The organism is Blastomonas sp. CCH1-A6, from assembly GCF_001556365.1.
Classification (GTDB): Bacteria; Pseudomonadota; Alphaproteobacteria; order Sphingomonadales; family Sphingomonadaceae; genus Blastomonas; species Blastomonas ursincola.
Map to the genome: position 1 here is coordinate 54,506 of NZ_LSIS01000072.1, position 26,874 is coordinate 81,379.

The window sequence follows — 26,874 nt, forward strand, 5'->3', positions numbered from 1 at the left end:
CGCCGCTTATCGTCTAAGCGCAGCCGCATGTCTGAAGCGAATCCCGATATCCTTCCCGCAGGTCTCGCCGATCTGCTCCCCCCGCGCGCCGAACAGGCTGCCTGGCTGACCCGCAACGCGATGCAGGTTTTCGCCGCGCACGGCTATGACCGGGTGTCGCCGCCGCTGGTGGAATATGAGCGCTCGCTCGCCACGCGGATGCAGGGCACGGGGCGTCAGCATCTTTTCCGCATGGTCGATCCCTCCTCGATGCGCACGCTCGCCATCCGCTCGGACATTACCGTGCAGGTGGGGCGCGTCGCGACGACGCTGATGGCGTCGGCACCGCGTCCGCTGCGGCTGAGCTATGCAGGACAGGTGCTGCGGATCGCGTCCGACCAGCTCGCGCCTGAACGCGAGCGGTTGCAGATTGGCGCGGAGCTGATCGGGCATGACAATATCGCCGCCGCGCAGGAGGTGGTGCGGATCGCGATCGAGGCGCTGGTCCAGGCGGGTGCCACCGGCATCACCGTCGACCTGACCTTGCCCGATCTGGTCGATACGCTCGCCAGCAGTGCGTTTCCCTTGCCGCCGGGCATGATCGGAGCGGTCCGGCGCGAACTCGACATGAAGGATGCCGGCGGCCTGACCGCGCTGGGCGCAGACGCCTATCTGCCGCTGCTCTACGCGATGGGGCCGTTCGAGGCCGCGATCGACGCACTGGCGGCGATCGATGCCGGCGGCGCGCTGGCCAGCCGCATTCGCGCGCTGCGCGAGATCGTGGCCGCCTTGCCCGACACGGTGACCGTCACGCTCGACCCGACCGAGCGCCACGGCTTCGAATATCAGAGCTGGTTCGGCTTTTCGCTCTATGCCGACGGCTGCCCCGGCGCGCTGGGTCGCGGCGGCACCTATGCCATCCCGAACGGCAAGGGCGGCGAGGAGGTCGCGACCGGCTTCTCGCTCTATCCCGACGCGCTGCTCGATCTGGGCGGTGCGGGCGAAGCCGCAGGCGCAGGCAAGCTGTTCCTGCCGCTTGGTCATGATCGCGGCACGGCGGCGCGTCTGCGCGCGATCGGCTGGCGGACGGTTGCCGCGATCACGGCCGAGGACGATGCCGCTGCGCTGGGCTGCACGCACCGCCTGATGGGTCAGGACACCGTCGCGATCTAGAGGGATTTCAGGAACGCCTCGACCGAACGGGTCTGGGGATTGTCCGGTACGCCGAGTTCGCGGTTGATCGTCATGTGCGATTCCCCGTCCACACCCTCGAGCTGTACCTTCGCGCCGGCCTGTTGCAGCGCTCGGCCGAGCGCATTGGATTGGGCGGTGGCGTCGGCCCGCCTCGAAACGTAGAGGATCAGCCAGCGCGGTGCATTCGGGGCGGCGGCGTGGAGCGTCGGCGACAGCCTGGCCTGCCGTGCCGGTTCGGTGCCGAAGGCGGGCTCATAGGTCCGCTTGGTCATGAAGCTTCCCTGGCGCATCTGTTCGGCGACGTCATAGGCGGCTCCGTCGAGCAGGATGACGCCGGCCAGGTCGGTCATGTTCGATCCCAGCCATTGCGGATCGGTGCCGACCAGCGCGGAAAGGTGCGCTCCGGCGCTATGGCCCATCAGGACGATCCGGCTGGCGTCGATGCCCAGCGTCGCGGCGTCGCGCTTCAACCGGGCAACCGCAGCGGCCACATCGGCCGCCTGCTGCTCGACCGGCGCTTCGGGCAGCAGCCGATAGCCGACCGAGGCAAAGGCCCAGCCTTGCGCGTTGAAGAAATCGGGCTTCTGCTGGACCATGTCCTTGCTGCCCTTGCTCCACCCGCCGCCATGGACGAAGACGGCGATGGGATAGCCCCGGGCGGGGCGCGCGGATTCGGGCAGGTACAGGTCCAGCTTCTGCGCTCCGTTGCTGCCATAGGCGATGGTACGGGCGCGGGCGGTCGTTTCGGTGCTGGTGTCGCTCTGCTGCATGCGCCTCGCCATCGCCTGCATCATCTCGCCCTTGCACGGCTGCGACAGCTGGTCCTTCTTCTCGCGCAGGCACTCGCGCATCTCGCCGCGGTTGAAACCGCACAGCTGGACCACTTCGCGTCGGCATTCGCGCGACAGCATCCGTCCTCCTTCGCGCGCCTGTTGCGCCAGCACCGGCGCGATCAGCAGACCCGCGCCCAGAATGACAAGTCCTTTCTTCAGCATGTGTCGTCCTCCAACCCTTGCTGGCGGGCAATTTGCCGCGCCCGGTTCGTCCAGGTCCATCCTCGAAGTGCATCAAATTGTATCGCGGATGGGCGCAACGGACTGGACGCCAGCGCCTGGCGTCACTAGGACTGCCCCGCTTTGCGCATGGCGGCCCCATGCGCTCCACCATCAAAAAGGGTTGGTTTGTGGCCAATGTAACCGTGATCGGCGCCCAATGGGGCGATGAAGGCAAGGGCAAGATCGTCGACTGGCTCGCAGAGCGGGCCGATGCGGTGATCCGGTTCCAGGGCGGCCATAATGCCGGGCATACGCTGGTGATCGGTGAAAAGGTGTTCAAGCTGTCGCTGCTGCCTTCGGGGATCGTGCGCGGCACGTTCAGCGTGATCGGCAATGGCGTCGTGCTCGATCCCTGGGCGCTGCGCGACGAGGTCGAGAAGCTGCGCGGGCAGGGGGTGGAGATTACTCCGGACAACCTGGCGATTGCCGACAACTGCCCGCTGATCCTGCCATTCCACCGCGATCTCGATGCGCTGCGCGAGGATGCCAGCGGCCAGGGCAAGATCGGCACGACGCGTCGCGGTATCGGACCCGCCTATGAGGATAAGGTCGGCAGGCGGGCCATTCGCGTGTGCGACCTGGCGCATCTCGACGCGCTCGATCCGCAGCTCGATCGCCTTTGCGCGCACCATGACGCGCTGCGCGCCGGGTTTGGCGAACCGCCGATCGACCGCGCCAAGCTGATCGCCGAACTGGCCGAGATCGCGCCGTTTGTGCTCGAGTTCGCGCAACCGGTATGGAAGCGCCTGGGCGAGATCCGACGCGCCGGCGCGCGGATGCTGTTCGAAGGCGCACAGGGCGTGTTGCTCGATGTCGATCACGGCACCTATCCCTTTGTCACCTCGTCGAACACGATCACGGGTTCGGCCTCGGGCGGCAGCGGGCTTGGACCGCAGGCAAGCGGCTTCGTGCTCGGAATCGTCAAGGCCTATACCACCCGCGTCGGATCGGGTCCGTTCCCGACCGAACTCGAGGACGAAACCGGCCAGCGGCTTGGCGAGCGCGGCCATGAATTCGGCACCGTCACAGGGCGCAAGCGCCGCTGTGGCTGGTTCGATGCGACGCTGGTGCGGCAGAGCTGTGCCGTCGCCGGGGTGACCGGCATCGCGCTCACCAAGCTCGACGTGCTCGATGGATTTCCTAAGCTGAAAATCTGCACCGGCTACCGGCTCAACGGCAAGGTGCTCGACTATTTCCCGGCGCACGCAGGCGACCAGGCGGCGGTCCAGCCCATTTATGAGGAAATGGAAGGCTGGCATGAATCGACCGCCGGCGCGCGCAGCTGGGTTGACCTGCCCGCTCAGGCCATCAAGTATATCAAGCGTGTCGAGGAACTGATCCAGTGTCCTGTGGCGCTGGTATCGACCTCGCCCGAGCGCGAAGATACGATATTGGTCCGCGATCCCTTCGCGGATTGAGGCATTCCAGGGGGGCTGGGACAGGCATGTCAGAAGACGCAGGGCTACGCTTGACCGACTGGCCTGCGTCTTCCCGCCCCCCATTGACGCTCGTCACCGACAGTGCGGAAACCGCGGCGCTGGTGGACGCAGCAGGATGGCGCGCCACAGGTTTGGGCATAGGCCAGGCCGAAACGGCAGATATTCTGGTGCTTGACTGGCGTTTGCAGGTTCCGGTGGTACTCCCCGCGCTTGCAACAGACTGCGGATTGCTCGCGCTGGTCAGCCTGGAGACGATGGATGCTGCCGACGCCATGCTGGCCGGCCGTAGTGTCCGCTTTGTCGTCGGCAGCAATCCCGTGCTGATTGCGACCGAGCTTTCCGAGCTTGGCGCGCTGGTGCAGACCCGGCAGGCGCGTGATCCGAGCAGCGATGAACGCGCCCGGCTCCAATCGCTGGCGAACGAACTTGCGCGGTTGGCGGAACAGCTCGGCGCGATGTCGGAAGAGGGCAGCGATGACCAGGACGGCGCGGCACTCGCCGATCGCAGCTATGCCTATCAGGCGGAAGAGCCGCTCGACCCGATACCTGCCAAGCCGCCCAGCGCGCAGCGCATTCGTCATCTCATCGCGATGCGACGGTTGCGAGACCGCTTTTTCCGATCCGATCTTTTCGCCGACCCGGCCTGGGACATCCTGCTTGATCTGACGGCATCGCGGATCGAGAAGAGGCAGGTTTCGGTTTCCAGCCTGTGCATTGCTGCGGCGGTGCCGCCGACCACGGCCTTGCGCTGGGTTCGCATGATGACCGACCAGGGACTGCTCGAGCGCCGCGCCGATCCTGCCGATGCGCGGCGGATGTTCGTCGATCTGTCGGATGCGGCCTTTGCCAAGGTGTGCGGCTGGTTCGCGACGGTTGAACAGCGCGGCGGTTTGGGCGTTTGACCGCTTCCATGCATGCCATCTTGGCAGCGGGGACGGTTCTCCCTAGTTTGCGGGCATGACCAGTCCGTTCACCGAACTGAACGACCGCGCGCGCGACGTTTTCCGCATCGTTGTCGAGAGCTATCTCGAAACCGGCCAGCCGGTCGGATCGCGCACGATCTCGAAAACGTCTTCGGTCAATCTGTCGCCAGCCTCGATCCGCAACGTGATGCAGGACCTCGAGGAGCTGGGTCTGCTCGCTGCGCCACATACAAGTGCGGGGCGCATGCCGACCGAGCAGGGTCTCAGGCTCTTTGTCGATGGGATGATGCAGGTCGCCGAGCCCTCGGCCGAAGAGCGTGCGGCGATAGAGAAGCAGCTGGAAAGCGCAGGACCGATCGAAGCCGCGCTGGCCGCCACGACCCAGGCGCTGTCGGGCCTGTCCGCCTGTGCCGGGATCGTCATGGTGCCGCGTCGCGAACCGATCCTGCGCCAGATGAACTTCGTCCGGCTTTCGGACAACCAGGTACTGGCGGTGCTTGTCGGGCATGACGGCAGCATCGAGAACCGCGTGCTCGAAATGGACCGGCGCGTGACGGACAGCATGCTGGTCCAGGCAGGCAATTTCATCAGTGCCAGGCTTTCGGGGCGCAGCCTTTCGCAGGCACTGGCGGCACTTGAGGCCGAGATTCTGAGCGAGCGGGCTGCGCTGGACACTGCCAGTTCCGATCTTGTCCGCCGCGGGCTCGCCATGTGGTCGCGCGACGGATCGGATCGCCCGGTGCTGATCGTGCGCGGACAGGCCAACCTGCTTGACAACGAGGCGGTGGCCGATCTGGAACGCGTGCGCCGTCTGCTCGACGAGCTTGAAGCCATGCAGGACATTGCCCATCTTCTCGACAGCGCACGCGAGGCTGGATCGGCCCGCATCTTCATCGGAGCGGAAAACAAATTGTTTTCGCTTTCCGGGTCATCCGTGATAGCGGCGCCCTATCGTGACGGCGAGGGCCGTGTTGTCGGCGTGGTCGGGGTCATTGGTCCCACCCGCCTCAATTATGCGCGTATTGTGCCGATGGTGGACTTTACCGCGCAGAGCCTGACCCGATTGTTGAAATGAGCAGGAACACCGTGATTCAGGACGAAACCGTGACGCAGAACGACACCAGCAAATCCGCCGATATCGACGCCGAAGCGGCCGCCGAACTCGAGGGCGTGCCGGACAGCCTGAAGGAACAGGGCGATGGCCAGGCGGCGCTGGAAGAGCGCATCGCCACGCTCGAGGCCCAGCTCGCCGAGGCGAAGCAGGACGTGCTTTATGCCCGCGCCGACACGCAGAATGTGCGCCGCCGTCTCGAGAAGGACGCGCAGGATGCCCGCGCTTATGCCGCGACCGGCTTCGCCCGCGACATCCTGTCGGTCTCGGACAATCTGACGCGCGCGCTGCAGGCGATTCCCGAAGATGCCCGCAATGACGAGGCGTGGAAGGGGCTGGTCGTCGGTCTCGAGGCGACGGGCCGCGAGCTCGAAAGCGTGTTCGGCAAGCACGGTATCTCGCGCATCGCCGCGATCGGCCTGCCGCTCGATCCGAACCAGCACCAGGCGATGATCGAACTGCCCAGCGACGAGGCAGAGCCCGGCACCGTGGTGCAGGAACTTCAGGCCGGCTACATGATCAAGGACCGGCTGCTGCGCCCCGCGCTGGTCGCGGTCGCCAAGAAGCCGGATTGATCCACCTACCCGATTGAACTTCACGTCATTCCCGCGAACACGGGAATCCCGCTTTGTTCCGATCTTGCCTCAGAAGCGGGACCCCCGCCTACGCGGGGGTGACGAAAAATGGCATAGGGTCGGTTATACCGGAAACGGCAGGATCTGGCGATAGGTCTCGATCGATGGCGCCCCCGGGACCCTTGCCCCCTGGCGCAGCATGAAAGCGTGGCGGACCAGCTCGGCCTGCTGCTCGATGCCGTACTTCCCAAAGCGCTGGCCCGGCTTGATCGCATAGTCATAGCGGCAGAACGGGTGGCGCTTCAGCGGCAGGAAGATACCCTGCTGATACTGCCAGACATGCACCATCTCGTGGATGAACAATGCCTGGCGCGACAGGCTGGCGCAGCTGAAATCGTCGCAATAGGCGCTTCCACCAGGGTGAAAATGGATATGCCCCATGGGGGCCATGATCGTGCGCTTGGGCTGGAAGAAAATCCATTTCTTCAGCCTTATGCGCACACGATCATAGGCGATCGCGTCGCCGAAGACCGAACGCGACAGATCGATCTCCGTCTTCGTCAAAGGGCGGTCGATCGGCGCGGTCGCCATCAGTGATGGGCCATGCCGTCTTCGGGCTTGATCGCGTTGAGCGTCGCATCGACCTCGATCTTCTCGCCATTGGAGAAGGAGAACAGGAAGGTCGCCTTGCCCGCCTTGCGCGAGGCATTGTCGAAGCCCCAGACCATCACATGCTTGCCGCCCGGCTTGAACTCGACCTTGCCGCGCGTCGGCACCGCAACTGCCGTGATCGGCTTCATCATCGACATGCCGTTCTCCTCGACCGTCTCGTGCATCTCCAGGCGCAGGATGTTGGGCGAGGTGATCGAGCGCAGCACAGTGTCGCTGGGGCCCCCCTTGATGGTGAAATACAGCACCGAAGGACTGCCTTCGACGGGCGAAAGCTTCACATAGGCCTTTTCGACCAGCAGCTGTGCGGGCGGCTGGCACGCGGCGAGCAGTGCCAGCGCAAGCCCAGTGACCATCAGCGTAACTATGCGCAGCATCGGTGAATTCTCCCTCATCATCCTGTGCCGGAACGGGCCGGATCGGCCATGGCCGTGATGTAGATACTGCGATGCCTTGTGCCAAGCGAAAGCCATCCTATATCCGCCGACGGGGACGGAATTGCCGGATGCTTGGGGGCATGACGGCGGTTCGTATTCTTTCATCTGCATATCGAAAGTTACGTGGGAAAAGCATTATGGCAAAAGTAATCGGTATCGACCTTGGCACCACCAACAGCTGCGTGTCGGTGATGGATGGCGACAAGCCCAAGGTGATCGAAAACGCGGAAGGCGCGCGCACCACGCCGTCGATCGTCGCCTTCACCAAGGATGGCGAGCGTCTCGTCGGTCAGCCGGCCAAGCGCCAGGCCGTTACCAATCCGGAAAACACCGTGTTCGCGGTCAAGCGTCTGATCGGCCGTCGTTTCGACGATCCGCTGACCAAGAAGGACATGGAGCTGGTGCCCTACAGCATCGTCAAGGGCGGCAATGGCGACGCCTGGGTGAAGGCGGGCGGCAAGGACTATTCGCCTTCGGAAATCAGCGCGTTCACGCTGCAGAAGATGAAGGAAACCGCCGAGAGCTATCTGGGCGAAACCGTGACCCAGGCGGTCATCACTGTACCGGCCTATTTCAACGACGCCCAGCGTCAGGCGACCAAGGACGCAGGCAAGATCGCCGGCCTGGAAGTGCTGCGCATCATCAACGAGCCGACTGCGGCAGCGCTTGCTTATGGCCTCGACAAGAACGACGGCAAGACCATCGCAGTCTATGACCTTGGCGGCGGCACGTTCGATATCTCGATCCTCGAGATCGGCGACGGCGTGTTCGAGGTGAAGGCGACCAATGGCGACACCTTCCTGGGCGGCGAGGACTTCGACTCCAAGCTCGTCGAGTTCCTGGCCGACGAGTTCAAAAAGGCCGAGGGCATCGACCTGACCAAGGACAAGCTCGCGCTGCAGCGTCTGAAGGAAGCCGCGGAAAAGGCGAAGATCGAGCTCAGCTCGGCACAGACCACCGAAGTCAACCTGCCCTTCATCACCGCCGACCAGAACGGCCCGAAGCATCTGGTGAAGACCATCAGCCGCGCGGACCTCGAGAAGCTGGTCGCCGATCTGATCAAGCGCACGCTCGATCCGTGCAAGAAGGCGCTCGAAGATGCCGGCCTCAAGGCGGCGGACATCGACGACGTCGTGCTCGTCGGCGGCATGACCCGCATGCCGCGCGTGCGCGAAGTGGTGAAGGAATTCTTCGGCAAGGAACCGCATACCGGCGTGAACCCCGACGAAGTTGTCGCCATGGGCGCGGCGATCCAGGCGGGCGTGCTGCAGGGCGACGTGAAGGACGTGCTGCTGCTCGACGTGACCCCGCTGTCGCTGGGCATCGAGACGCTGGGTGGCGTGTTCACCCGCATGATCGACCGCAACACCACGATCCCGACCAAGAAGTCGCAGACCTATTCGACCGCTGACGACAACCAGCAGGCGGTGACGATCCGCGTCTTCCAGGGCGAGCGCGAAATGGCGGCGGACAACAAGCTGCTCGGCCAGTTCGACCTGGTCGGCATTCCGCCGGCACCGCGCGGGGTGCCGCAGATCGAGGTGACGTTCGACATCGATGCCAACGGCATCGTCAACGTCTCGGCCAAGGACAAGGGTACCGGCAAGGAGCAGCAGATCCGCATCCAGGCTTCGGGCGGTCTCAGCGACGCCGACATCGACCAGATGGTCAAGGATGCCGAGCGCTTTGCCGAGGAAGACAAGAAGCGCCGCGAGACGGCCGAGGCCAAGAACAATGCCGAGAGCCTGCTGCACAGCACCGAAAAGCAGCTCGAAGAGCATGGCGACAAGGTCGATGCTGCGGTCAAGGGCGAGATCGAGACCGCGATTGCCGAGCTCAAGACCGCAGTCGAGGGCGGCGAGGCGGATGCGATGAAGTCGAAGACCGAAGCGCTCGCCCAGGCCGCGATGAAGCTGGGTCAGGCGATCTACGAGAAGGAACAGGCGGCAGCTGCCTCTCCGGCGGCCGACGCTGCTCCGGCTGAGGACAATGTCGTCGACGCCGAGTTCTCGGAAGTTGACGGCGACGCGAAAAACTGATTGCCGGATTGATGTTCGACAGTCCGGCCGGGCGGGACTGCGGGGCAGGGGTGGTTAGTGCCACCCCGGCGCCGCGATCCCGCCCGATCGCTGCATGATGAATCGCGACCCATGACCATGACCACAGCCAAAGATTATTACGAGCGCCTGGGCGTATCGCGCAATGCGGACGATGCCACGCTCAAGTCGGCGTATCGCAAGCTTGCGATGCAATGGCACCCGGACCGCAACCCCGGCGATGCCGAGGCCGAGGCGAAGTTCAAGGCGATCAGCCAGGCCTATGACACCCTGAAGGATCCGCAGAAGCGCGCGGCCTATGACCGTTATGGCCACGAGGCCTATGAAAGCGGCATGTCAGGCGGTGGCGGTGGTCATGGCGCTGCCGGCGGCTTTTCCGATCTTGGCGACATTTTCGATACGATCTTCGGCGGCGGCTTTGGCGGAGCAGGCGGTCGCCGCGGCCCCGTTCGCGGCGCGGACCTGCGCTACGACATGGAGATCACGCTCGAAGATGCCTATCACGGCAAGGCGAGCGAGATCACCATCGATGTCGCCGCGACCTGCGACACTTGCGACGGGTCGGGCGCGGAGCCCGGCACCAAGGTGCGCACCTGCAACCTGTGCGGTGGCAGCGGCAAGATGCGTGCGCAACAGGGCTTTTTCGTGGTCGAGCGGACCTGCCCGAACTGCCATGGCAGCGGCCAGGTGATCGAGAACCCGTGCCGCACCTGCCGAGGCGAGGGCCGGGTCGACAAGCAGCAGACGCTCTCGGTCGACATCCCGCCGGGCGTCGACAATGGCACGCGCATCCGCCTGTCAGGCAAGGGCGAGGCGGGCCCCAAGGGCTCGCCCCCGGGCGACCTCTACATCTTCATCCATGTCGCGCGGCACCGCATCTTCGAGCGCGACGGCACCACGCTGATCACGCGTTGTCCGATCAGCATCACGACCGCTGCCCTGGGCGGCGAGCTCGAGATCCCCGGGCTCGACGGCAAGCGCCACAAGATCAGCATCCCGGCGGGTATCCAGTCGGGCAAGCAGCTGCGCCAGCGCGGCGCAGGCATGCCGGTGCTGCAGGGCCGCGGCACGGGCGACATGGTCATCCAGATCGATGTCGAGACGCCGACCAAGCTCAGCGCCCGCCAGAAGGAATTGCTGCGCGAATTCCAGGCGACCGAGACCGGTCAGGAAAGCCCGGAAAGCACGGGGTTCTTCGCCAAGCTCAAGGAAATGTGGGACGGGATCGGCGAATAAGACGGGACTTTCACCGCCTTATCGGTCAGATATCCTCGGCGAGCCGCCCGTAGAGCTGCGGGCGGCGATCGCGGAAAAAGCCCATGCCCGCGCGGTGTTTGCGCGCCTGGGCAAGATCGAGCGTCGCGACGAGTACACCGGTTTCCTCCGCGCCATAATCCAGGATCAGGTCACCCCATTCGTTGGTGATGAAGCTGTGGCCGTAGAAGCTCTGATTGCCTTCGGTGCCGATGCGGTTGCTGGCGATCACGGGCATGCAGTTCGATACCGAATGCCCCTGCATCGCACGCCGCCACATGCGACTGGTGTCGAGGTCCGCGTCATAGGGTTCCGATCCGATCGCGGTGGGGTAGAAGAGCAGCTCCGCGCCCATCAGCGCCATCGCGCGCGCGCATTCGGGATACCATTGGTCCCAGCAGATGCCGACGCCGATCCGCGTGCCGCATACGTCCCAGACCTTGAAGCCGGTATTGCCCGGGCGGAAATAATATTTCTCCTCATAGCCCGGCCCATCCGGGATATGGCTCTTGCGGTAGACGCCCATGATCTCGCCATCGGAATCGATCATCGCCAGCGAGTTGTAATGATGCGGCCCGTCGCGCTCGAAAAAGCTGGTGGGGATCGTGACCTTGAGCTGCCTGGCCAGCTTCGCCATCGCCCGCACGCTTGGATGCTCGGCGGTCGGGTGCGCGGTCGCGAACAGCGCCTCGTCCTCAACCTGGCAGAAATAGGGGCCCTCGAACAGTTCGGGCGGCAGGATGATGTCCGCGCCCTTGTCCGCCGCATGCGCGACAAGATCGCTGACAGCATCGATATTCTCGGCCAAACCGCCACCCAGCGGCAGCTGCAGGGCAGCGACGGTAATCTCGGTCATAGCGAAACGTTGATCCCAATGCGGGGCAGGAGCGCGACCATGCCCAGATACAAGATGATGGTGAGGCCGCAGCCAGCACCCAAGCTCAGCCAGAAGCTCACGCCCGAGCGGAGCATCCAGGGAATGAGCAGGAACATGGGCAGCGTCGGCAGGAAATACCAGAAGGCGGCCGACACATAATTGGCCACGAGCTCGCGGTCGCCGCTGTCATTCCAAAGCCAGATCATGCCGAGCGTCGAAACCAGCGGGATCGAGGCGATCAGGCCCCCCAGGCCCGGGCTGCGCCGCGAAACCAGCGCGATGATCGCAACCAGAATGCCCGAGATCACCGCCCGCAGGACAAACGCACCCATTATCGCCCCCGGCATCAGAAGCTCGCCGCCGGTTATGCGACCGACGGCGAGCCAGACATCACTTCTTGCGGAACAGCATCGTCATGCGGTCGGATTCACCGATCGCGGCATATTTGGCCTTGTCCTGGTCCTTCAGCGCATAATTGGGCGGAAGCGTCCACACGCCATCGGGATAGTCGGCCGTGTCCTTGGGATTGGCGTTGATCTCGCTCTTGCCGACCAGTTCGAAGCCGTGCTTCTCGAACATCGCGATGACGTCAGCTTCCTTGAGATAGCCCTTCGAGCCATCGGCATAAGCGGCGGGCGCATCGGCCTTGGCGCGGTGCTGTTCGATGCCGATCATGCCGCCGGGCTTGAGCATCTTGTGCATCGCGTCGAGCTCGCTGCCCAATATGCCCCAGCGGTTCATGTTGTGCAGCATGCGCAGGATCAGGATGCGATCGACCTTGCCGTTGAGTTCGGCGGGCACGGCATTGGTGACATGGGCATGGATCTTGTCTGCCGCGAGCCCGGTCGCCTTGGCGGCGCGCTCGGGATAGCTGGTCGGATAGGCCGCCATCTGTGCCTTGCGCTGCTCGCTGAACGACGCGGCGGTCGGCGAGACGCCCAGCGCGACATATTTGCCGCTGGTCGCGGTCAGCGGGGCGAGGATCTTCGTGTACCACCCCGCATCGGCGGCATATTCGGCGACGACCATATCAGGGCCGACCTGGAAGAACTCGAGCGTCTCCTTGGGGTGGCGGTACTTGTCGCGGGCCTTGTCCTCGCCGCGCAGATCGGCAGCCACGGCGGCATCGATCGCCGAGGAGGCAGAGGCGCTCTCGGCGGCTAGCGCAGGCGCAGCGGTCATCAGGGGCAGGGCAGTGCCTGCGATCAGGGCAGACAGGATCAGGGTGCGCATGGGGGGCAATCCTCTTTGTGGTTGTTGCTGGGGAACTCAGGACGGGTCCTGTGACAGGCTATACCCGCCACTGCAGGTCCGATCAATCGAGCAGCGGCATCTGTTGGCTGGCGCAGTGGAAGCTGCCGCCGCCTGCCAGCACGGCATCGGCGCGCAGGCCGATGGTCTTGCGATCAGGGAAGCACGCGCCGATCGCCTCGACCGCCGGACCATCCGAGGCGGTGCCATAGGTCGGCACGACGACGAGATGACTTGTGATCGCGAAGTTCATATGGCTCGCCGGTTGCACCTTCATCTCGCCCTCGGCATCGACGCGCTCGACCAGGCCGGGCGAGGGGATGGGCACGACCTTCAGGCCGAAGGCTTCGGCCCGAAGCTTCGCATTGGCATAGATCGCAGCATTGGGATCGTCCTCACTGCTAGCCACCGGCAGCGCCAGCGTCCCCGGCGCCACGAAGCGCGCGAGATTGTCGACATGCCCGTCGGTATGGTCGTTGATCAGCCCGTCGCCCAGCCAGAGAAGGCGCTCAATGCCCAGGTCGTGCCGCAGCCGCGCCTCGATCTGCTCGCGCGACAGATGCGGGTTGCGATTGGGGTTGAGCAGGCACTGCTCGGTGGTGACGCCCAAGCCGTTACCGTCGACATCTATCGCTCCGCCTTCGAGCACCCAGTCCGCGCTGTCGCTATCCAGGCCAGCCTCCTCGGCGAGCAGCCCGCCGATTTCAGTGTCGCCGGGCATGACATATTTGCCGCCCCAGCCGTTGAAGCCAAAGCGCTGGGCGAAGGCCTTGCCCTCCGCGCCCCGGACCACCAGCGGCCCGGTATCGCGCAGCCAGATATCGCCATAGGGATGGACACAGAGCCTCACCGCCTCGCCGGCCAGTTCACGCGCAAGCGCTTCGTGTACCGCGTCAGGCACGACCAACCGCGCTTCCTGTCCGCTTTCTGCCACCGCGCGCGCAAAGGCTGCAATCTCGCCCTGCGCGGCGGCGAGGAAGCCGTTCCACTCGTCGGCCAGATGCGGAAAACCGATCCATAGCCAGCGCTGCGGAGCCCATTCGGGCGGCATCATCTGCGTCATCGGATCACTGGCCCGCCCGGCTCTTGTCGCGGATGGCGCGGAACTCGTCACCTTCCACCCAGTTCGGCCAGTCCTTCGACATCGCGAGGCTGCGGCCGATACTGTAATAGAGTGACAGGTCGTCGATCACGCCCGACCAGTCCCAATTCGGGTTATACTCGTCCTTGGGCCCGTGATAGCGGTTGACGGTATAGTCCTTGCCGGCTGCTTCGCCCGCTGCCTTGCCACCGTTCACCAGATCGTCGCCGCCATCGATGTACAGCATCGGCACGCCCTGCTTGGCGAGGCTGAAATGGTCGGATCGGTAGTAATAGCCGTTCTGCGGCATCGGGTCGGCTTCGGCCACACGGCCTTCCTTCTTGAGCGCGACCGCGAGGAAATCGTCGAGCTGCGACTTGCCCTTGCCGATCACGGTGACATTGCGTGCCTTGCCCGCCATCAGGAAGGCATCCATGTTGATCCCGCCCGCAGTCTGGCTGAGCGGATAGATCGGGTTCTCGCCATAATAAGCCGAGCCCAACAGCCCCGATTCCTCGCCGGTGACCGCGAGGAAGACGACGCTGCGATCCGGTGCGCCAGCCTTGCCGAACGCTTCGGCCAGCGCGACCAGCGCGGCCGTGCCGGTCGCGTTGTCGACCGCGCCATTACAGATATCGTCGCCGTCATCGGCGGGCTTGCATCGGCCGAGATGATCCCAGTGCGCGGTATAGAGCACATACTCGTCGGGACGCCTGGCGCCGGGCAGGATGCCGATGATATTGTTCGAAATCGTCGTCTCGATCGCATTGGCGAAAGACACCGAGGCCTTGAGCCCCAGCGGCACCGGCTTGAAGCCCTTGCGCTTGGCTGCTGCGCTCAGCGCGGTGAGATCCTGTCCCGCGCTAGCCAGCAGCTTCTCGGCGGCTTCCTTCTGGATCCAGCCATTGGCCTGGGTTTCGCTCGCACCCTTGTCGGCGCTCTGCGCGAAGAATTGCGGGCCGGTCCAGCTCGACTCGACCACGCTCCAGCCATAGGCGGCAGGCACCGTATCGTGCACGATCAACGCAGCGGCAGCGCCCTGGCGCGCGGCTTCTTCATACTTGTAGGTCCAGCGGCCATAATAGGTCATCGCCTTGCCGCCGAATTCACCGTTCAGGTCGGCGCTGTCATAATCGGGGTCGTTGACCAGGATGATAACCGTCTTGCCCTTCACATCGAGCCCGGCATAATCGTTCCAGCCCTTTTCGGGTGCGTTGATGCCATAGCCGACGAACACCACGTCGCTGTTCGCAATGTCGATGGTTTCGGCCTCCCGATAAGTGCCGATCACCATGTCCTTGCCATATTCGAAGCTCAGCGGCGTCTTGCCGCCGGTGACCGTCAGCGGGCTTATCTTGCCGGCCTCGATGCTGACCAGCGGCACCTTCTGCAGCCAGCTGTCGCCATTGCCCGGCTTGAGCCCTGCCTTGGCAAATCGGTCGGTGAGCAGGTCGATCGTCTTCTGTTCACCGACGCTACCGGGCGCCCGGCCTTCGAAAGCGTCCGAAGACAGCATCCGGGTGACGTCTTTCATCGTAGTTTCGGAAATCGGCTGGGGGGCAGTCTCGGGAATATCGATAGGCGTTACCGATTGGGCAGCCAACGGGCTTGCTGCGAGTATAGCCAGTGGCGCGGCTGCGAGTTTGAACAGGGTCTTGAGATACATGATCGCTCTTTTCGCCGGAAGAATGGATGCGCAGGCCCCATGCCCGCTGGTCGCGGCTGTTTGCCAGTTGCGTCCCCATCAGGCAAGCGGATCGGTCAGGCGCGGCCCGAGCCATGCTTGTGATTTGCAACGAATTTCCGTATCGCAGCTTTCAGAGTTAACATGTGTGAATGACAGGCGCGTGTCAGGATTTTCGAATCGCTGCCTGTCCAGTCTTGAACGATCGCAAATCAGGTCTTTTCGCTATGGCGTTTGACACTACTGCCGACGCCACGCCCGAAACTGGCCCGCCGCTCGATGACGAGGCGTTCAAGGCCCAGCTCGCGTCGCTCATTCCGCACCTGCGAGCCTATGGCCGCTCGCTCAGCGGCAATCGCGATGTCGCGGATGACCTGGTCCAGGACACGATGCTCAAAGCCTGGGCTGCGCGCGGCCGCTTTGCCGCGGGCACGAACATGCGCGCCTGGACCTTCATCATCCTGCGCAATTCCTTCCTCTCGCAGCGCAGGCGTGCGCGGTTCACCACCGAATGGGACGATGTCGTCGCCGATCGCATCCTGTCGATGCCGGCAGGGCAGGGCGATCAGCTCCATCTGGCAGATGTCCAGCGTGCGCTGATGCAACTGCCCGAAAGCCAGCGTGAGGCGCTGATCCTGGTCGGCGCAGGCGGCTTTTCCTACGAGGAAGCAGCCGACATTTGCGGCGTCGCGCTTGGCACGATCAAGAGCCGTGTGGCGCGCGGACGCTCGGCGCTGGCCGCGTTGATCGAGGACACGGCAGCCAGCGAGGGCCGGGCAGAGCGGACATCCGATCCGATGGCCGCGATCATGGCCGATGTCGACCGGGTCAGCGGCGGGCTGGTCGGGCGCAGCGCCGAGGACGACTGAGCGCTGCTGCGCGCCGATTGCCTCTGGCCGCGGGCCGGGCTAGCACCTGCGCCATGCCAGTCCATCCAGAACTTGTCGAAGCGCGTCAGCGCGCTGCACGCCATGCACCGTTCCTGGCCGCTGCCATGGAGCGCGCACCCGATCTTGCCGACCGGCTGCAGGAGGAAGGTCTCGACGCCGCGCTGGATCATGTTCGCAATCTCGGCAGCGAGGGACCGGTCGCCGAAGCGCTGCGGCGTCGCAAGAGCGGGCTTGCCCTGGTCCTGGCGCTTGCCGATCTGGCTGGCCTGGTCGGCGTGGACCGGGTCACGCGCATCCTGTCCGACTTTGCCGACCAGGCGCTGGACGCGGCTCTGGCCGATATCATTGCCCGGCGCACGCCAGGCGCCGAACTGCGCGGTTTCGCGGTCATCGCGCTGGGCAAGCACGGCGGACAGGAGCTCAACTATTCGTCGGATATCGACCCGATCTTCATCTACGATCCCATGACACTGCCTTGCAGACCCCGCGAGGACGCCGCCGATGCTGCGCAGCGTATTGCGCGGCAACTGATTGATACGATGAGCCAAAGGGATGGCAACGGCTATGTCTTTCGGATGGATCTGCGGCTACGCCCGGCGGCCGAGGTCACCCCGCTTGCGATCCCCGTCGATGCGGCGCTGTCGCATTATGAATCGCAGGCGCTGACCTGGGAACAGGCCGCCTTCATCCGCTCGCGCGCCGCAGCGGGCGACCGCGTCCTCGGCGACTATTTCATGGAGGCACTGCGTCCGTTCATCTGGCGGCGCTCGCTCGATTTCGGGACGATCGACGAGATTGCCGCGCTCACCCGCCAGATCCGCGATCATTACAACAAGGGCCAGACGCTCGGCCCGGGTTTCGATCTCAAGCGCGGCCGCGGCGGCATTCGCGAGGTCGAATTTTTCACCCAGGCGCATCAACTCATCCATGGAGGCCGCAATCCCGCGCTTCGCGTGCGCTCGACGCTCGACGCACTCGGTGCGCTTGAAGATCAAGGGATCATCCCCGGGCATGAGGCAAGGCTGCTGGCGGGGCATTATCGCACGCTGCGCACCTTCGAACACCGGCTGCAGATGGTCGACGACCAGCAGACGCACAGCCTGCCCGTCGACGCGCCGGCGCTCGACAACGTCGCGCGGCTGCATGGAATGGCCGATGGTGCAGCGATGATCGCGGCACTCCAGCCGGTTACACGGGATGTCGCAACCGTCTATGACGCGCTGATCGCCTCGCAGCGAGGTCAGGGCGATGAAGCGGCGGTTCCATTGAGCAACGATCCCGAACTGCTCGCCGAGGCGTTGGATCGTGCCGGGTTCGATCAGCCGGACAAGCTCGCCGTGCGGGTTCAGGGCTGGCGCGGCGGGGCAGTGCGGGCCTTGCGCACTGCAGCAGGCCGAAAGGCGTTCGAGGAGGTGCTGCCCGCGCTGCTTGCGGCCTTTGCCGATGCGCCTGATCAGGCGGCGGCGCTCAACCGGTTCGACGATCTGCTGCGGCAGCTGCCCAGCACGGTGAACGTGTTCCGCCTGCTCCAGGCGCGCCCCGCGTTGATGCAGACCCTGGTCGACATTCTTAGCCATGCGCCGGTGCTGGCCGAATCGCTGGCGCGCCGGGGAGACCTGCTCGACGGACTGATCGATGCGAGCGCCTATGATCTGGTGGGCAGCGTCGAACAGATTGCCGAACGCCTCGCCCGCGAGGAGCCGGGCGACGACTATCAGCAGCGGCTCGATGCGGTGCGCGTGCGCGTCGGCGAGATGCGCTTTGCCCTCGGGGTGCAGCTGATCGAGGGGCGGCACGATCCGGTCGCCATTGCGGGCGGCTATGCCCGTGTCGCGGAGGCGGCGATCTGTCGTCTGGCCGATTGCGCCATCAGCGAATTCATCGCGGTGCATGGCCGGATGCCGGACAGCGAGCCGGTGATCCTCGCGCTCGGGCGGCTCGGCGGCGGGGCGCTCACCCACGCCTCCGACCTCGATCTCATCTTCCTGTTCAGCGGAGAGATCGGGCTGGAATCGGACGGCAGGCGCCCGCTGGGAAGCACGCAATATTACAACCGGCTGGCGCAGCGGATCATCGCCGCGCTCTCCGTGCCGACGGCGGCAGGCGCTTTGTACGAGGTCGATACGCGGCTGCGCCCCAACGGCGCGCAGGGCCTGCTGGCGGTGTCGTTCGCCAGCTTTGCCGAATATCAGCGCGATCAGGCCTGGACCTGGGAGCATATGGCGCTTTGCCGGGCGAGAGTGGTCTATGGATCGCCAGAGAGCCGGGCGCGGCTTGAGGCGATCATCGGCGATGTCCTCAACACCCCGCGCGATACGGCGGATGTGCGCGCGGCCGCGCTGAAGATGCGCGAGGACATTGCCGCGCACAAGAAGCCGCTCGGTCCGCTCGACGTCAAGCTGCTGCCCGGTGGCCTGGTCGATCTGGAGTTCATCGTCCACACGCTGCAACTGACCCACGGGGTGGGCTTCCACCCGGATCTGCGCCAGGCGATTGATGCGTTGGTTACTGCGGGGCTTGCAGATGCCGCCCTGGCTGAAGCGAATGACCTGATGACACGGCTGCTGGTGGCACTGCGTCTGGTAGCGCCCGATTGCAGCGAGCCCCCGCCCGCAAGCCAGGCGCTGGTTGCGCGGGCCTGCGGCCGCGGTTCCTGGCCGGAGTTGCTGACCGCGGTCGATTGCGCGCGTGCCAGTGTTCAAACCGCCTGGCAGCACCTATTTGGCGCGAGCGCGCCTGCAACGAGCGCATGAGAGAGAAGGACAGACGATGACCGATATTGGCGACACCATCCCCGACATTGCGTTGACCGCGCCCGATGGCAGCAGCGTTTCCGCGTCCGATTATGCCGGCAAGGCCTGGGTGCTGTATTTCTATCCCAAGGACGACACCAGCGGCTGCACCAAGGAAGCGCAGGAGTTCAGCGCGCATCTTGCCGAGTTCGAGGCGGCGGGCGTCTCGGTGCTCGGCGTGTCGAAGGATCCGCCGAAAAAGCATCAGAAGTTCATCGAGAAATACGGCCTCACCGTTCCGCTCGCCAGCGATGCGGAGACCGATGGGCTGGCCGAGGCGATGGGCGTGTGGATCGAGAAATCGATGTACGGGAAGAAGTATATGGGAATGGACCGTTCTACCTTCCTGATCGGCAAGGACGGAAAGGTCGTGCGCGTCTGGCGCAAAGTGAAGGTCGCCGGGCATGTCGCCGAGGTGCTGGAGGCCGCCAAGGCGATTTGAGACGTCGCGAATCATGGTTAACCACAAGGGCTCGCCAACGGATTTGGCGGGCCCTTTTTGCTGGCGTGACGGAAATTTCCAATCGTTCCGGCCTGTGAAAAGTTAACGGAAGGCTCGGGTCGACGCTGCGGCAGGACGATTCTCAGCCGTTCGCCGCCCGGATTAGGGCCGAAAACCGTCTCATTCATGCACGATTAAACGATTCAACGCGCCAGCCAGACGCTTCAACGCGCGGTGGGCGGTTGCGGGTTGCAGTGCACAAAGCTTTCCATCTACCCATGATTCAACGAAATCGGAGGGAAGGGGTTCCAACGATTTTTGTGTTTTTGTGCTCCGCCTGTCACAAGGCGCCGGAGCACGAAGGGCACCCGCAAGGTCCGAACGGCCCGGTGGTTGCCCTTGCAACAAGGTGCTGAATATTCATGGTCGCAACCAGAATTGTCGCAACGGTCCTTACCACCACCACAGCCGGTCTGCTGTGCGCTGCATCACCCGCTTATGCTGAAGGCAACGCCACTGACATCGCTGCTGCCGTGCCGCAGGTTTCGACCGAAGGCGCTCTGGGAGCCCAGGATACCGAATTCCGCGCCCTGTTCGCCGACTGGAAATCGATGGAAAACCGCGATACCGGCCGTGTCTCCATCCCCTCGCGCAAGCCCGTCGATGCCTTCAAGCTGACCAGCCAGTACGGTTTCCGCGCCGATCCCTTCGCCGGACGCCGCGCCCGCCACAAGGGTCTCGATATGGCAGGCCCGATCGGCACGCCGATCTACGCCACCGCCGACGGTATCGTGGGTCGTGCGCAGTGGGTCGGCGGTTACGGCCAGTATGTCGAAGTCAATCACGGTGGCGAAATCCAGACGCGCTACGGCCACCTCTCGCAAATTCTGGTTCAGCCCAACCAGCGCGTCACCAAGGGCCAGGTCATCGGCCTGATGGGTTCGACCGGCCGCTCCACCGGCAGCCATCTGCACTATGAAGTGCGCATCGCCGGAAACTCGGTCAATCCGATGCCCTTTATCTCCTCGCGCGACTATCTGCTGGCCATGCAGGATGGCGGCAAGGTCGCCCAAGGCGGTCCCGCCGAGTAGTCGCTCGCAATTTTTGCAGATCTTGACATCAAGCGCCGGTTCTCCGGCGCTTTTTGTTTGTCGGCCGCACAACCCCGCGCTTTGCCATTGCTTTAATCGCGCGATTAAACAATGATGCCTGCGTAGTCGGGAATCGTTACGGAACACGCCGAATGGCGGGACGGACCTTTCCCTTGATCAGGAGGGAATGTCGCAATGCATCCATCGGTCCACGCCCAGAATCAGGCCGACAAGCCGGCTATCATCATGGCGGGTTCGGGGCTTCAGGTAAGCTATGCCGAGCTGGATCGCCGCTCGAACCAGGTCGCACAGTATCTGCGCCAGCAGGGTGTCGGTATCGGCGACACCGTTGCTCTGTGTCTGGAGAACCGGGCGGAATATTTCGACATCGTCTGGGGCGCGCAGCGCGCAGGCCTTATCTTCGTGGCGATTTCCAACCGGCTGACCGCGGACGAGATAAGCTATATCCTGCAGGATAGCGGCGCCAAGCTGCTGTTCACCTCCGATTATCTCGGGGCGCATCTGCCAGCGATCGCCAGCGCCTGTCCGCACGTGCCGATCGTCAATCTGGACGATGCCTCCGCCACCGCTGCCATCGCCGCGATGCCCGATACGCCGATCGCCGATCAGCGCGCGGGCTCTGACATGCTCTATTCTTCAGGTACCACCGGACGTCCCAAGGGCGTGCGTCTGCCGCTGCCGGAAGATGGCGACATCGCCGCGAGCAACACGCTGGTGATGCTCGCCCAGGGCGCATTCGGCTTCGGCCCGGACAGCATCTATCTCTCGCCCGCGCCGCTTTATCATGCCGCGCCGCTGCGCTGGTGCATGAGCGTGCACAAGCTGGGCGGCACCGTGATCGTGATGGAGAAGTTCGATCCTGAAGCCGCGCTGCAGCTGATCGAGCGCTACAAGGTCAATGTCAGCCAATGGGTTCCGACGCATTTCACCCGCATGCTCAAGCTGCCCGAGGAGGTGCGCACGCGCTATGACGTGTCGAGCCTGAAATCGGCGGTGCATGCTGCCGCACCATGTCCGGTGCCGGTCAAGCAGGCGATGATCGACTGGTGGGGGCCGGTGCTCAAGGAATATTATGCCGGCACCGAGGGCAATGGCTTCACCTTTATCTCGAGCGAGGACTGGTTGACGCACCAGGGCTCGGTCGGGCGCTCGCTGCTCGGCACGATCCGAATCTGCGACGAAGAGGGCAAGGAGGTGCCTGCGCGCACCGAAGGCACCGTCTATTTCGAAGGCGGCGGCAAGTTCGAATATCACAACGACGCCAGCAAGACCAAGGAAGCGACGCATCCGCAAGGATGGACAACGCTCGGCGATGTCGGCTGGGTCGACGAGGAGGGCTTCCTCTATCTCACCGACCGCAAGAGCTTCATGATCATCTCGGGCGGCGTGAACATCTATCCGCAGGAGATAGAGAATCTGCTGGTCAGCCATCCCAAGGTCGCCGATGCGGCGGTGATCGGCGCGCCGTGCCCGGATATGGGCGAGCGCGTCGTCGCGATCGTGCAGCCGCTCGACCTTGCCGAGGCGGGAGATGCGCTCGCGGCCGAGCTAAGCACCTATTTGCGCGGATCGCTTTCGGGGGTGAAGATGCCGCGGCAGATCGACTTCCGGGACGAGCTGCCCCGTCACGCCACCGGCAAGCTCTACAAGCGCCTGCTGCGCGACGAATATTGGGCAAAGGCCAAAGAGGCCGAAGCCGTGGCAGGAGCCTGATCCATGGCGACCATAGCCCCCGCCGTGCTGCCGCCCGAGATCGCGTCGGCCATCGTCAATCCCGTCGCCTATGGCGAGTGGAACGGCATCAAGGAAAAGTTCCGCTGGGCCCGCGACAATATGCCCGTCGGGCTGGTCCAGGCGGAAGGCTATATGCCTTTCTGGGCGATCACCCGGCATGAGGACATCATGACGGTGAGCAAGGACAATGCACGCTTCCTCAATGCGCCCAAATCGGTCGTGCTGGGGCCGATCGCGGTGCAGATGCTGACCCACATGATCACCGGCGGCAGCCCGCATCTGGTGCGGTCGCTGGTCACCATGGATGCGCCCGAACACATGGACTATCGCAAGCTCACCCAGAGCTGGTTCATGCCCAAGAACCTGGCGAGCCTGGAAGAGAAGATCCGCGGCATCGCGCGTGCATCGGTCGATGCGATGCTGGCGACGGGGGGCACGTGCGATTTCGTGCACCAGGTCTCGGCGCTATATCCGCTGCATGTCGTGATGCAGATCCTCGGCGTGCCGCACGAGGACGAGCCGCTGATGCTCAAGCTGACGCAGGAGATGTTCGGCGGCGAGGATCCCGACCTCAACCGCGCGCGCTCGGTCGAACTGACGCCCGAGCAGGTCACCCAGTTCGTGATCGAAGCGGTGCGCGATTTCGAGGGCTATTTCATGAAGCTCGCCGCCGACCGGCGCGCCAACCCGCAGGACGATGTCGCCACCGTCATCGCCAATGCGGTGATCGATGGCGAACCGATCAGCGACCGCAATGCCGCCGGCTATTACATCATTGTCGCCGCTGCCGGGCACGACACAACCTCCGCCTCGACTGCCGGCGCGATGTGGGCGCTGGCCAAGGATCCCGACCAGTTCGCGCGGATCAAGGCCGACCGCAGCCTGCTGCCCGGTCTGATCGAGGAGGCGATCCGCTGGACCACGCCGGTGCAGCATTTCATGCGCACGGCGGCCGAGGATTGCGAGATCGGCGGACAGCGCATCGCCAAGGACGACTGGCTGATGCTGTGCTATGTTTCGGGCAATCATGACGAGCGGGTGTTTCCCGATCCCGACCGGTTCGATGCCTCGCGCGGGCCCAACCGCCATGTCGCATTCGGGGCAGGGGTGCACCAGTGTCTGGGCCTGCACCTCGCGCGGCTGGAAATGCGCATCCTGTTCGACGAGTTGCTCGATCGGATCGATAGCGTGGAGCTGGCGGGCACGCCGCAGCGCGCGAGCAGCACCTTTGTCGGCGGCCCCAAGACGCTGCCGATCCGCTTTGTCCCGAGTTGAATTGACAGTGGTTTGCGGCGGGCACCCGGTATAGCGTGCGCGCCGGACTTATATGACAACAGCCCGGATCGTTCGATACCGGGCCGGCATCACAGGAAAGGAATGTTCCGATGGTTCAGCAGTACAGCGTCCTCATCAACGGCAAGCTCGAAAAGCCCGGCAAATGGATCGATGTCGTCAATCCCGCCAACGAGCAGGTGATCGCCCAGGTTCCCGATTGCGGACAGGAAGAGCTGGACCGTGCCGTCGCCGCTGCCCGCGCTGCGTTCAAGACCTGGAAGAACGTGCCGATCGACGAACGCCGCGCGGTCATTCAGAAGATTTCCGCCGCGATCAAGGCCAATGCCGATGAACTGATGCGGCTGCTGACCAGCGAGCAGGGCAAGCCCCACGCCCAGGCAGCTGGCGAAATCCATGGGGCCGCAGCGATGGCAGCGGCGCAGTCGACGCTCACCCTTGAGGACGAGATCAACGAGGACAGCGACACCCGGCTGTCGCGCACCCGCCGCGTTCCTGTGGGTGTCGTCGGCGGCATCGTGCCTTGGAACTTCCCGGTGATGATGGCGGTGCAGAAGATCGTGCCCGCGCTGCTTTCGGGCTGCACGATGGTGCTCAAGCCCTCGCCGTTCACGCCATTGGCCACGCTGCGCATCGTCGAGTTGATCGCCGACGAGGTGCCGGCGGGTGTGCTCAACGTCATCACCGGCGGCGACGATCTCGGCCCGCTGATCACCTCGCATCCCGATATCGACAAGATCACTTTCACCGGATCGACGGCGACCGGCAAGCGGGTGATGGAATCGGCATCGAAGGATCTGAAGCGCATCACGCTCGAGCTCGGCGGCAACGATGCCTCGATCGTACTGCCCGACGCCGATGTGAAGAAGGTTGCCGAACAGCTGTTCTGGTCGAGCTTCACCAATGCCGGACAGATCTGCGTCGCGGCAAAGCGCATCTATATCCACGAGGATATCTATGACGAACTGTCTGCCGCAATCGCCGAATATGCCAAGGGCGTGAAGGTCGGCGATGGCGCCGAGCAGGGCACTGCCGTCGGCCCGATCCAGAACAAGAAGCAGTATGAGCGCGTGCTCGACCTGATCCAGGATGCCAAGGACAATGGCTACAAGTTCCTGGTGGGCGGCGATCACGATCCCTCGATCCCCGGCTATTACGTGCCGATCACCATTCTCGACAATCCGCCCGAAGACGCGCGCATCGTCGCGGAAGAGCAATTCGGCCCGGTGATGCCGCTGATGAAATTCTCGACCGTCGAGGAAGCGATCCAGCGCGCCAATGCGTCCGATTACGGCTTGGCAGGTGCGGTGTGGACCGGCAATCCGGAAGAGGGCGTGAAGGTCGCCGAGCAGCTCGAGACCGGCACGGTCTGGGTCAACGAATATCTGCACCTTTCGCCCTTCGCACCGTTCGCGGGCCACAAGCAGTCGGGCTTCGGTGCCGAATATGGCAAGGAAGGCCTGCTCGAATTCACCTATCCGCAGGTGATCACGGTGAAGCGCGAAAAGGCGGTGGCTTGAGCGATAAAGCCCTCTCCCCTTGAGGGGAGAGGGTTGGGAGAGGGGGAGTGCGCGACATTGCCCCTCTCAACTTCGCCTAGTCGGCAAGCCGACAAGGCTCCGTATCTCTCCCCTGAAGGAGAGAGAGCTTTGCCGCGACAGCATTGACGTGTTCGCCGCATCTGTTTAACCGTTCGATTAAATCCATTGCGGAGTCGGCGTGAACAACCGCCGGGCCGCGCAATCTGCAAGGAGAGGCCCTATGGCTCATGCATATATCGTAGATGCGGTTCGCACCGCTGGTGGCCGTCGCGGCGGCCGTCTCGCTGGTGTTCACCCGGTTGATCTGGGCGCAGCGGTGTTCGACGCGATCGCGGCGCGCAACGATTTCGATCCCAAGGCGATCGACGATGTCATCACTGGCTGCGTGATGCAGGGCGGCGAGCAGACGATGGACGTGGGCCGAAATGCGGTGCTCGCCTCGAAGCTGCCCGACAGCATCCCTGCCGTGACCATCGACCGTCAGTGCGGATCGTCGCAGCAGTCGATGCAGTTTGCTGCCCAAGCGGTGATGAGCGGTACCCAGGACATCGTGCTGGCGAGCGGCATCGAGAGCATGACCCGCGTGCCGATGGGCTCGACCGCAATGCTCTACATGAAAGCCGGCATGGGCAACTACAAGTCGGCGCGGCTCGAGGAAGCGTTTCCCGGCGTGATGTTCAGCCAGTTCGATGGCGCGGAAATGATCGTCAAGAAGCACGGCCAGACCAAGGAAGCGCTCGATGCCTATTCGCTCGAAAGCCACCGCCGCGCGGCAGCCGCGACCCAGGCGGGCGCGTTCGACAACGAGATCGTTCCGGTCGAGATCGAAACCCCCGAGGGCAAGGAATGGCACAAGGTCGATGAAGGCATCCGCTTCGACGCCACGCTCGAGGGCATTGCCGGCGTCAAGCCGATCTCCGAGACCGGCGTGCTGTCGGCGGCCAATGCCAGCCAGATCTGCGACGGTGCCTCGGCGGTGCTGATCGTGTCCGAACAGGCGCTGAAGGACCATGGCCTTACGCCGCGCGCGCGCATCCACCATGTCTCGGTGACCGCAGGCGATCCGGTGATCATGCTCGAGGAACCGCTGTTCGCCACCGAGCGGGCGCTCAATCGCGCGGGCATGAAGATCGACGATATCGATCTGTATGAAGTCAACGAAGCCTTTGCCCCGGTGCCGCTGGCCTGGCTGTCCTATCTCGGTGCCAGCCATGATCGCCTCAACGTCCATGGCGGCGCGATCGCGCTCGGCCACCCGCTCGGCGCGTCGGGCACCAAGCTGATGGCGACGCTGCTCAACGCACTCGAAAAGCGCGGCGGCAAATACGGTCTGCAGACGATGTGCGAGGGCGGCGGTCAGGCCAACGTCACGATCATCGAACGCCTGAGCTGACTTATCGCTCCTCCCCGGCTCGGGGAGGGGGACCGCGAAGCATTGGAGGGGAAGCGTCGAGGTGCATTGCCTCGATCGAGGCACAATCCCG

23 protein-coding genes are annotated in these 26,874 nt (G+C 64.2%); 15 read left to right on the forward strand and 8 right to left on the reverse strand.

The annotated features are described in order from the left end of the window. Window positions 1-27 precede the first annotated feature (27 nt). Window positions 28-1,152 carry an ATP phosphoribosyltransferase regulatory subunit gene (locus AX735_RS03015; protein WP_066275315.1) on the forward strand — a complete coding sequence of 375 codons (1,125 nt, stop codon included), beginning with the start codon at window positions 28-30 and terminating at the stop codon, window positions 1,150-1,152. On the opposite strand, the gene AX735_RS03020 is transcribed toward AX735_RS03015, so the two are convergent. After that, on the reverse strand, window positions 1,149-2,168 hold the full coding sequence (locus tag AX735_RS03020; protein ID WP_202189491.1) for an alpha/beta hydrolase: 1,020 nt from the start codon (window positions 2,166-2,168) through the stop codon (window positions 1,149-1,151). The two genes, AX735_RS03015 and AX735_RS03020, sit on opposite strands and share 4 nt — an antisense overlap. A 188-nt stretch (window positions 2,169-2,356) precedes the next feature. Here AX735_RS03020 and AX735_RS03025 point away from each other — a divergent pair, with 188 nt between their 5' ends. The 4 genes from AX735_RS03025 to grpE all read left to right on the forward strand — a co-directional run bounded on the left by AX735_RS03025 (window position 2,357) and on the right by grpE (window position 6,276). Beyond that, window positions 2,357-3,646 carry an adenylosuccinate synthase gene (locus AX735_RS03025; protein WP_066275431.1) on the forward strand — a complete coding sequence of 430 codons (1,290 nt, stop codon included), beginning with the start codon at window positions 2,357-2,359 and terminating at the stop codon, window positions 3,644-3,646. A gap of 188 nt (window positions 3,647-3,834) precedes the next feature. Further along, window positions 3,835-4,569, forward strand: a complete 735-nt coding sequence (locus AX735_RS03030) for a MarR family winged helix-turn-helix transcriptional regulator (protein ID WP_202189492.1) — start codon at window positions 3,835-3,837, stop codon at window positions 4,567-4,569. Window positions 4,570-4,624: 55 nt separating this feature from the next. Then, entirely contained in the window at window positions 4,625-5,665 is a 1,041-nt protein-coding gene (gene hrcA, locus AX735_RS03035; RefSeq protein ID WP_066275325.1) for a heat-inducible transcriptional repressor HrcA, read from the forward strand. After that, window positions 5,662-6,276, forward strand: a complete 615-nt coding sequence (gene grpE, locus AX735_RS03040) for a nucleotide exchange factor GrpE (protein WP_171007721.1) — start codon at window positions 5,662-5,664, stop codon at window positions 6,274-6,276. The genes hrcA and grpE overlap by 4 nt, the downstream gene beginning before the upstream one ends. A 123-nt stretch (window positions 6,277-6,399) precedes the next feature. Here grpE and AX735_RS03045 read toward each other — a convergent pair whose 3' ends face one another. Beyond that, window positions 6,400-6,867, reverse strand: a complete 468-nt coding sequence (locus AX735_RS03045) for a vgr related protein (RefSeq protein ID WP_066275328.1) — start codon at window positions 6,865-6,867, stop codon at window positions 6,400-6,402. Further along, complete coding sequence (locus AX735_RS03050) at window positions 6,867-7,322, reverse strand: copper chaperone PCu(A)C (protein ID WP_066275334.1); 456 nt, start codon at window positions 7,320-7,322, stop codon at window positions 6,867-6,869. Before AX735_RS03050 ends, AX735_RS03045 begins: the two co-directional genes overlap by 1 nt. 197 nt (window positions 7,323-7,519) lie before the next feature. Between AX735_RS03050 and dnaK the strand changes: the two genes are divergently transcribed. Then, window positions 7,520-9,421 (forward strand): molecular chaperone DnaK, encoded by a 1,902-nt coding sequence (gene dnaK / locus AX735_RS03055; protein WP_066275337.1) that lies wholly within the window; start codon window positions 7,520-7,522, stop codon window positions 9,419-9,421. Window positions 9,422-9,538: 117 nt separating this feature from the next. After that, a complete protein-coding gene (gene dnaJ, locus AX735_RS03060; protein WP_066275435.1) occupies window positions 9,539-10,675 on the forward strand; it encodes a molecular chaperone DnaJ in 1,137 nt (378 codons plus the stop codon). A 25-nt stretch (window positions 10,676-10,700) separates the two neighbouring features. Here dnaJ and aguB read toward each other — a convergent pair whose 3' ends face one another. The 5 genes from aguB to AX735_RS03085 form a co-directional block, all read right to left on the reverse strand. Then, complete coding sequence (gene aguB, locus AX735_RS03065; protein WP_066275340.1) at window positions 10,701-11,549, reverse strand: N-carbamoylputrescine amidase; 849 nt, start codon at window positions 11,547-11,549, stop codon at window positions 10,701-10,703. After that, window positions 11,546-11,902 (reverse strand): DUF3147 family protein, encoded by a 357-nt coding sequence (locus AX735_RS03070; protein ID WP_066275343.1) that lies wholly within the window; start codon window positions 11,900-11,902, stop codon window positions 11,546-11,548. The genes aguB and AX735_RS03070 overlap by 4 nt, the downstream gene beginning before the upstream one ends. 58 nt (window positions 11,903-11,960) lie before the next feature. Next, window positions 11,961-12,803 (reverse strand): class I SAM-dependent methyltransferase, encoded by an 843-nt coding sequence (locus AX735_RS03075; RefSeq protein WP_066275351.1) that lies wholly within the window; start codon window positions 12,801-12,803, stop codon window positions 11,961-11,963. 82 nt (window positions 12,804-12,885) lie between these two features. Next, on the reverse strand, window positions 12,886-13,884 hold the full coding sequence (locus AX735_RS03080) for an agmatine deiminase family protein (protein ID WP_066275354.1): 999 nt from the start codon (window positions 13,882-13,884) through the stop codon (window positions 12,886-12,888). A 4-nt stretch (window positions 13,885-13,888) separates the two neighbouring features. Next, on the reverse strand, window positions 13,889-15,568 hold the full coding sequence (locus AX735_RS03085) for a M28 family metallopeptidase (protein ID WP_066275357.1): 1,680 nt from the start codon (window positions 15,566-15,568) through the stop codon (window positions 13,889-13,891). A gap of 245 nt (window positions 15,569-15,813) precedes the next feature. Between AX735_RS03085 and AX735_RS03090 the strand changes: the two genes are divergently transcribed. The 8 genes from AX735_RS03090 (at window position 15,814) to AX735_RS03125 (ending at window position 26,783) form a co-directional block, all read left to right on the forward strand. Next, window positions 15,814-16,455, forward strand: coding sequence for a sigma-70 family RNA polymerase sigma factor (locus AX735_RS03090; protein WP_066275363.1), 642 nt, complete (start codon window positions 15,814-15,816; stop codon window positions 16,453-16,455). A 53-nt stretch (window positions 16,456-16,508) separates the two neighbouring features. Continuing rightward, on the forward strand, window positions 16,509-19,229 hold the full coding sequence (locus tag AX735_RS03095) for a bifunctional [glutamine synthetase] adenylyltransferase/[glutamine synthetase]-adenylyl-L-tyrosine phosphorylase (protein WP_066275366.1): 2,721 nt from the start codon (window positions 16,509-16,511) through the stop codon (window positions 19,227-19,229). Window positions 19,230-19,245: 16 nt separating this feature from the next. Then, on the forward strand, window positions 19,246-19,710 hold the full coding sequence (locus tag AX735_RS03100) for a peroxiredoxin (protein WP_066275370.1): 465 nt from the start codon (window positions 19,246-19,248) through the stop codon (window positions 19,708-19,710). Between the two features lie 422 nt (window positions 19,711-20,132). Further along, complete coding sequence (locus AX735_RS03105) at window positions 20,133-20,801, forward strand: M23 family metallopeptidase (protein ID WP_066275372.1); 669 nt, start codon at window positions 20,133-20,135, stop codon at window positions 20,799-20,801. A 195-nt stretch (window positions 20,802-20,996) separates the two neighbouring features. After that, a complete protein-coding gene (locus tag AX735_RS03110) occupies window positions 20,997-22,535 on the forward strand; it encodes an acyl-CoA synthetase (RefSeq protein WP_060979661.1) in 1,539 nt (512 codons plus the stop codon). A 3-nt stretch (window positions 22,536-22,538) separates the two neighbouring features. Then, on the forward strand, window positions 22,539-23,831 hold the full coding sequence (locus AX735_RS03115) for a cytochrome P450 (protein WP_060979660.1): 1,293 nt from the start codon (window positions 22,539-22,541) through the stop codon (window positions 23,829-23,831). 110 nt (window positions 23,832-23,941) lie between these two features. Then, window positions 23,942-25,369 carry an aldehyde dehydrogenase family protein gene (locus AX735_RS03120; RefSeq protein WP_060979659.1) on the forward strand — a complete coding sequence of 476 codons (1,428 nt, stop codon included), beginning with the start codon at window positions 23,942-23,944 and terminating at the stop codon, window positions 25,367-25,369. A gap of 241 nt (window positions 25,370-25,610) precedes the next feature. Next, on the forward strand, window positions 25,611-26,783 hold the full coding sequence (locus AX735_RS03125; protein ID WP_060979658.1) for an acetyl-CoA C-acetyltransferase: 1,173 nt from the start codon (window positions 25,611-25,613) through the stop codon (window positions 26,781-26,783). Window positions 26,784-26,874: the final 91 nt, after the last annotated feature.

Coding starts and splice junctions, on each gene's coding strand:
- AX735_RS03015 (WP_066275315.1), top strand. CDS start 28: ATGTCTGAAGCGAATCCCGATATCCTTCCCGCAGGTCTCGCCGATCTG.
- AX735_RS03020 (WP_202189491.1), bottom strand. CDS start 2,168: ATGCTGAAGAAAGGACTTGTCATTCTGGGCGCGGGTCTGCTGATCGCG.
- hrcA (WP_066275325.1), top strand. CDS start 4,625: ATGACCAGTCCGTTCACCGAACTGAACGACCGCGCGCGCGACGTTTTC.
- grpE (WP_171007721.1), top strand. CDS start 5,662: ATGAGCAGGAACACCGTGATTCAGGACGAAACCGTGACGCAGAACGAC.
- AX735_RS03045 (WP_066275328.1), bottom strand. CDS start 6,867: ATGGCGACCGCGCCGATCGACCGCCCTTTGACGAAGACGGAGATCGAT.
- AX735_RS03050 (WP_066275334.1), bottom strand. CDS start 7,322: ATGCTGCGCATAGTTACGCTGATGGTCACTGGGCTTGCGCTGGCACTG.
- dnaK (WP_066275337.1), top strand. CDS start 7,520: ATGGCAAAAGTAATCGGTATCGACCTTGGCACCACCAACAGCTGCGTG.
- dnaJ (WP_066275435.1), top strand. CDS start 9,539: ATGACCACAGCCAAAGATTATTACGAGCGCCTGGGCGTATCGCGCAAT.
- aguB (WP_066275340.1), bottom strand. CDS start 11,549: ATGACCGAGATTACCGTCGCTGCCCTGCAGCTGCCGCTGGGTGGCGGT.
- AX735_RS03070 (WP_066275343.1), bottom strand. CDS start 11,902: ATGGGTGCGTTTGTCCTGCGGGCGGTGATCTCGGGCATTCTGGTTGCG.
- AX735_RS03075 (WP_066275351.1), bottom strand. CDS start 12,803: ATGCGCACCCTGATCCTGTCTGCCCTGATCGCAGGCACTGCCCTGCCC.
- AX735_RS03080 (WP_066275354.1), bottom strand. CDS start 13,884: ATGACGCAGATGATGCCGCCCGAATGGGCTCCGCAGCGCTGGCTATGG.
- AX735_RS03085 (WP_066275357.1), bottom strand. CDS start 15,568: ATGTATCTCAAGACCCTGTTCAAACTCGCAGCCGCGCCACTGGCTATA.
- AX735_RS03090 (WP_066275363.1), top strand. CDS start 15,814: ATGGCGTTTGACACTACTGCCGACGCCACGCCCGAAACTGGCCCGCCG.
- AX735_RS03095 (WP_066275366.1), top strand. CDS start 16,509: ATGCCAGTCCATCCAGAACTTGTCGAAGCGCGTCAGCGCGCTGCACGC.
- AX735_RS03100 (WP_066275370.1), top strand. CDS start 19,246: ATGACCGATATTGGCGACACCATCCCCGACATTGCGTTGACCGCGCCC.
- AX735_RS03105 (WP_066275372.1), top strand. CDS start 20,133: ATGGTCGCAACCAGAATTGTCGCAACGGTCCTTACCACCACCACAGCC.
- AX735_RS03110 (WP_060979661.1), top strand. CDS start 20,997: ATGCATCCATCGGTCCACGCCCAGAATCAGGCCGACAAGCCGGCTATC.
- AX735_RS03115 (WP_060979660.1), top strand. CDS start 22,539: ATGGCGACCATAGCCCCCGCCGTGCTGCCGCCCGAGATCGCGTCGGCC.
- AX735_RS03120 (WP_060979659.1), top strand. CDS start 23,942: ATGGTTCAGCAGTACAGCGTCCTCATCAACGGCAAGCTCGAAAAGCCC.
- AX735_RS03125 (WP_060979658.1), top strand. CDS start 25,611: ATGGCTCATGCATATATCGTAGATGCGGTTCGCACCGCTGGTGGCCGT.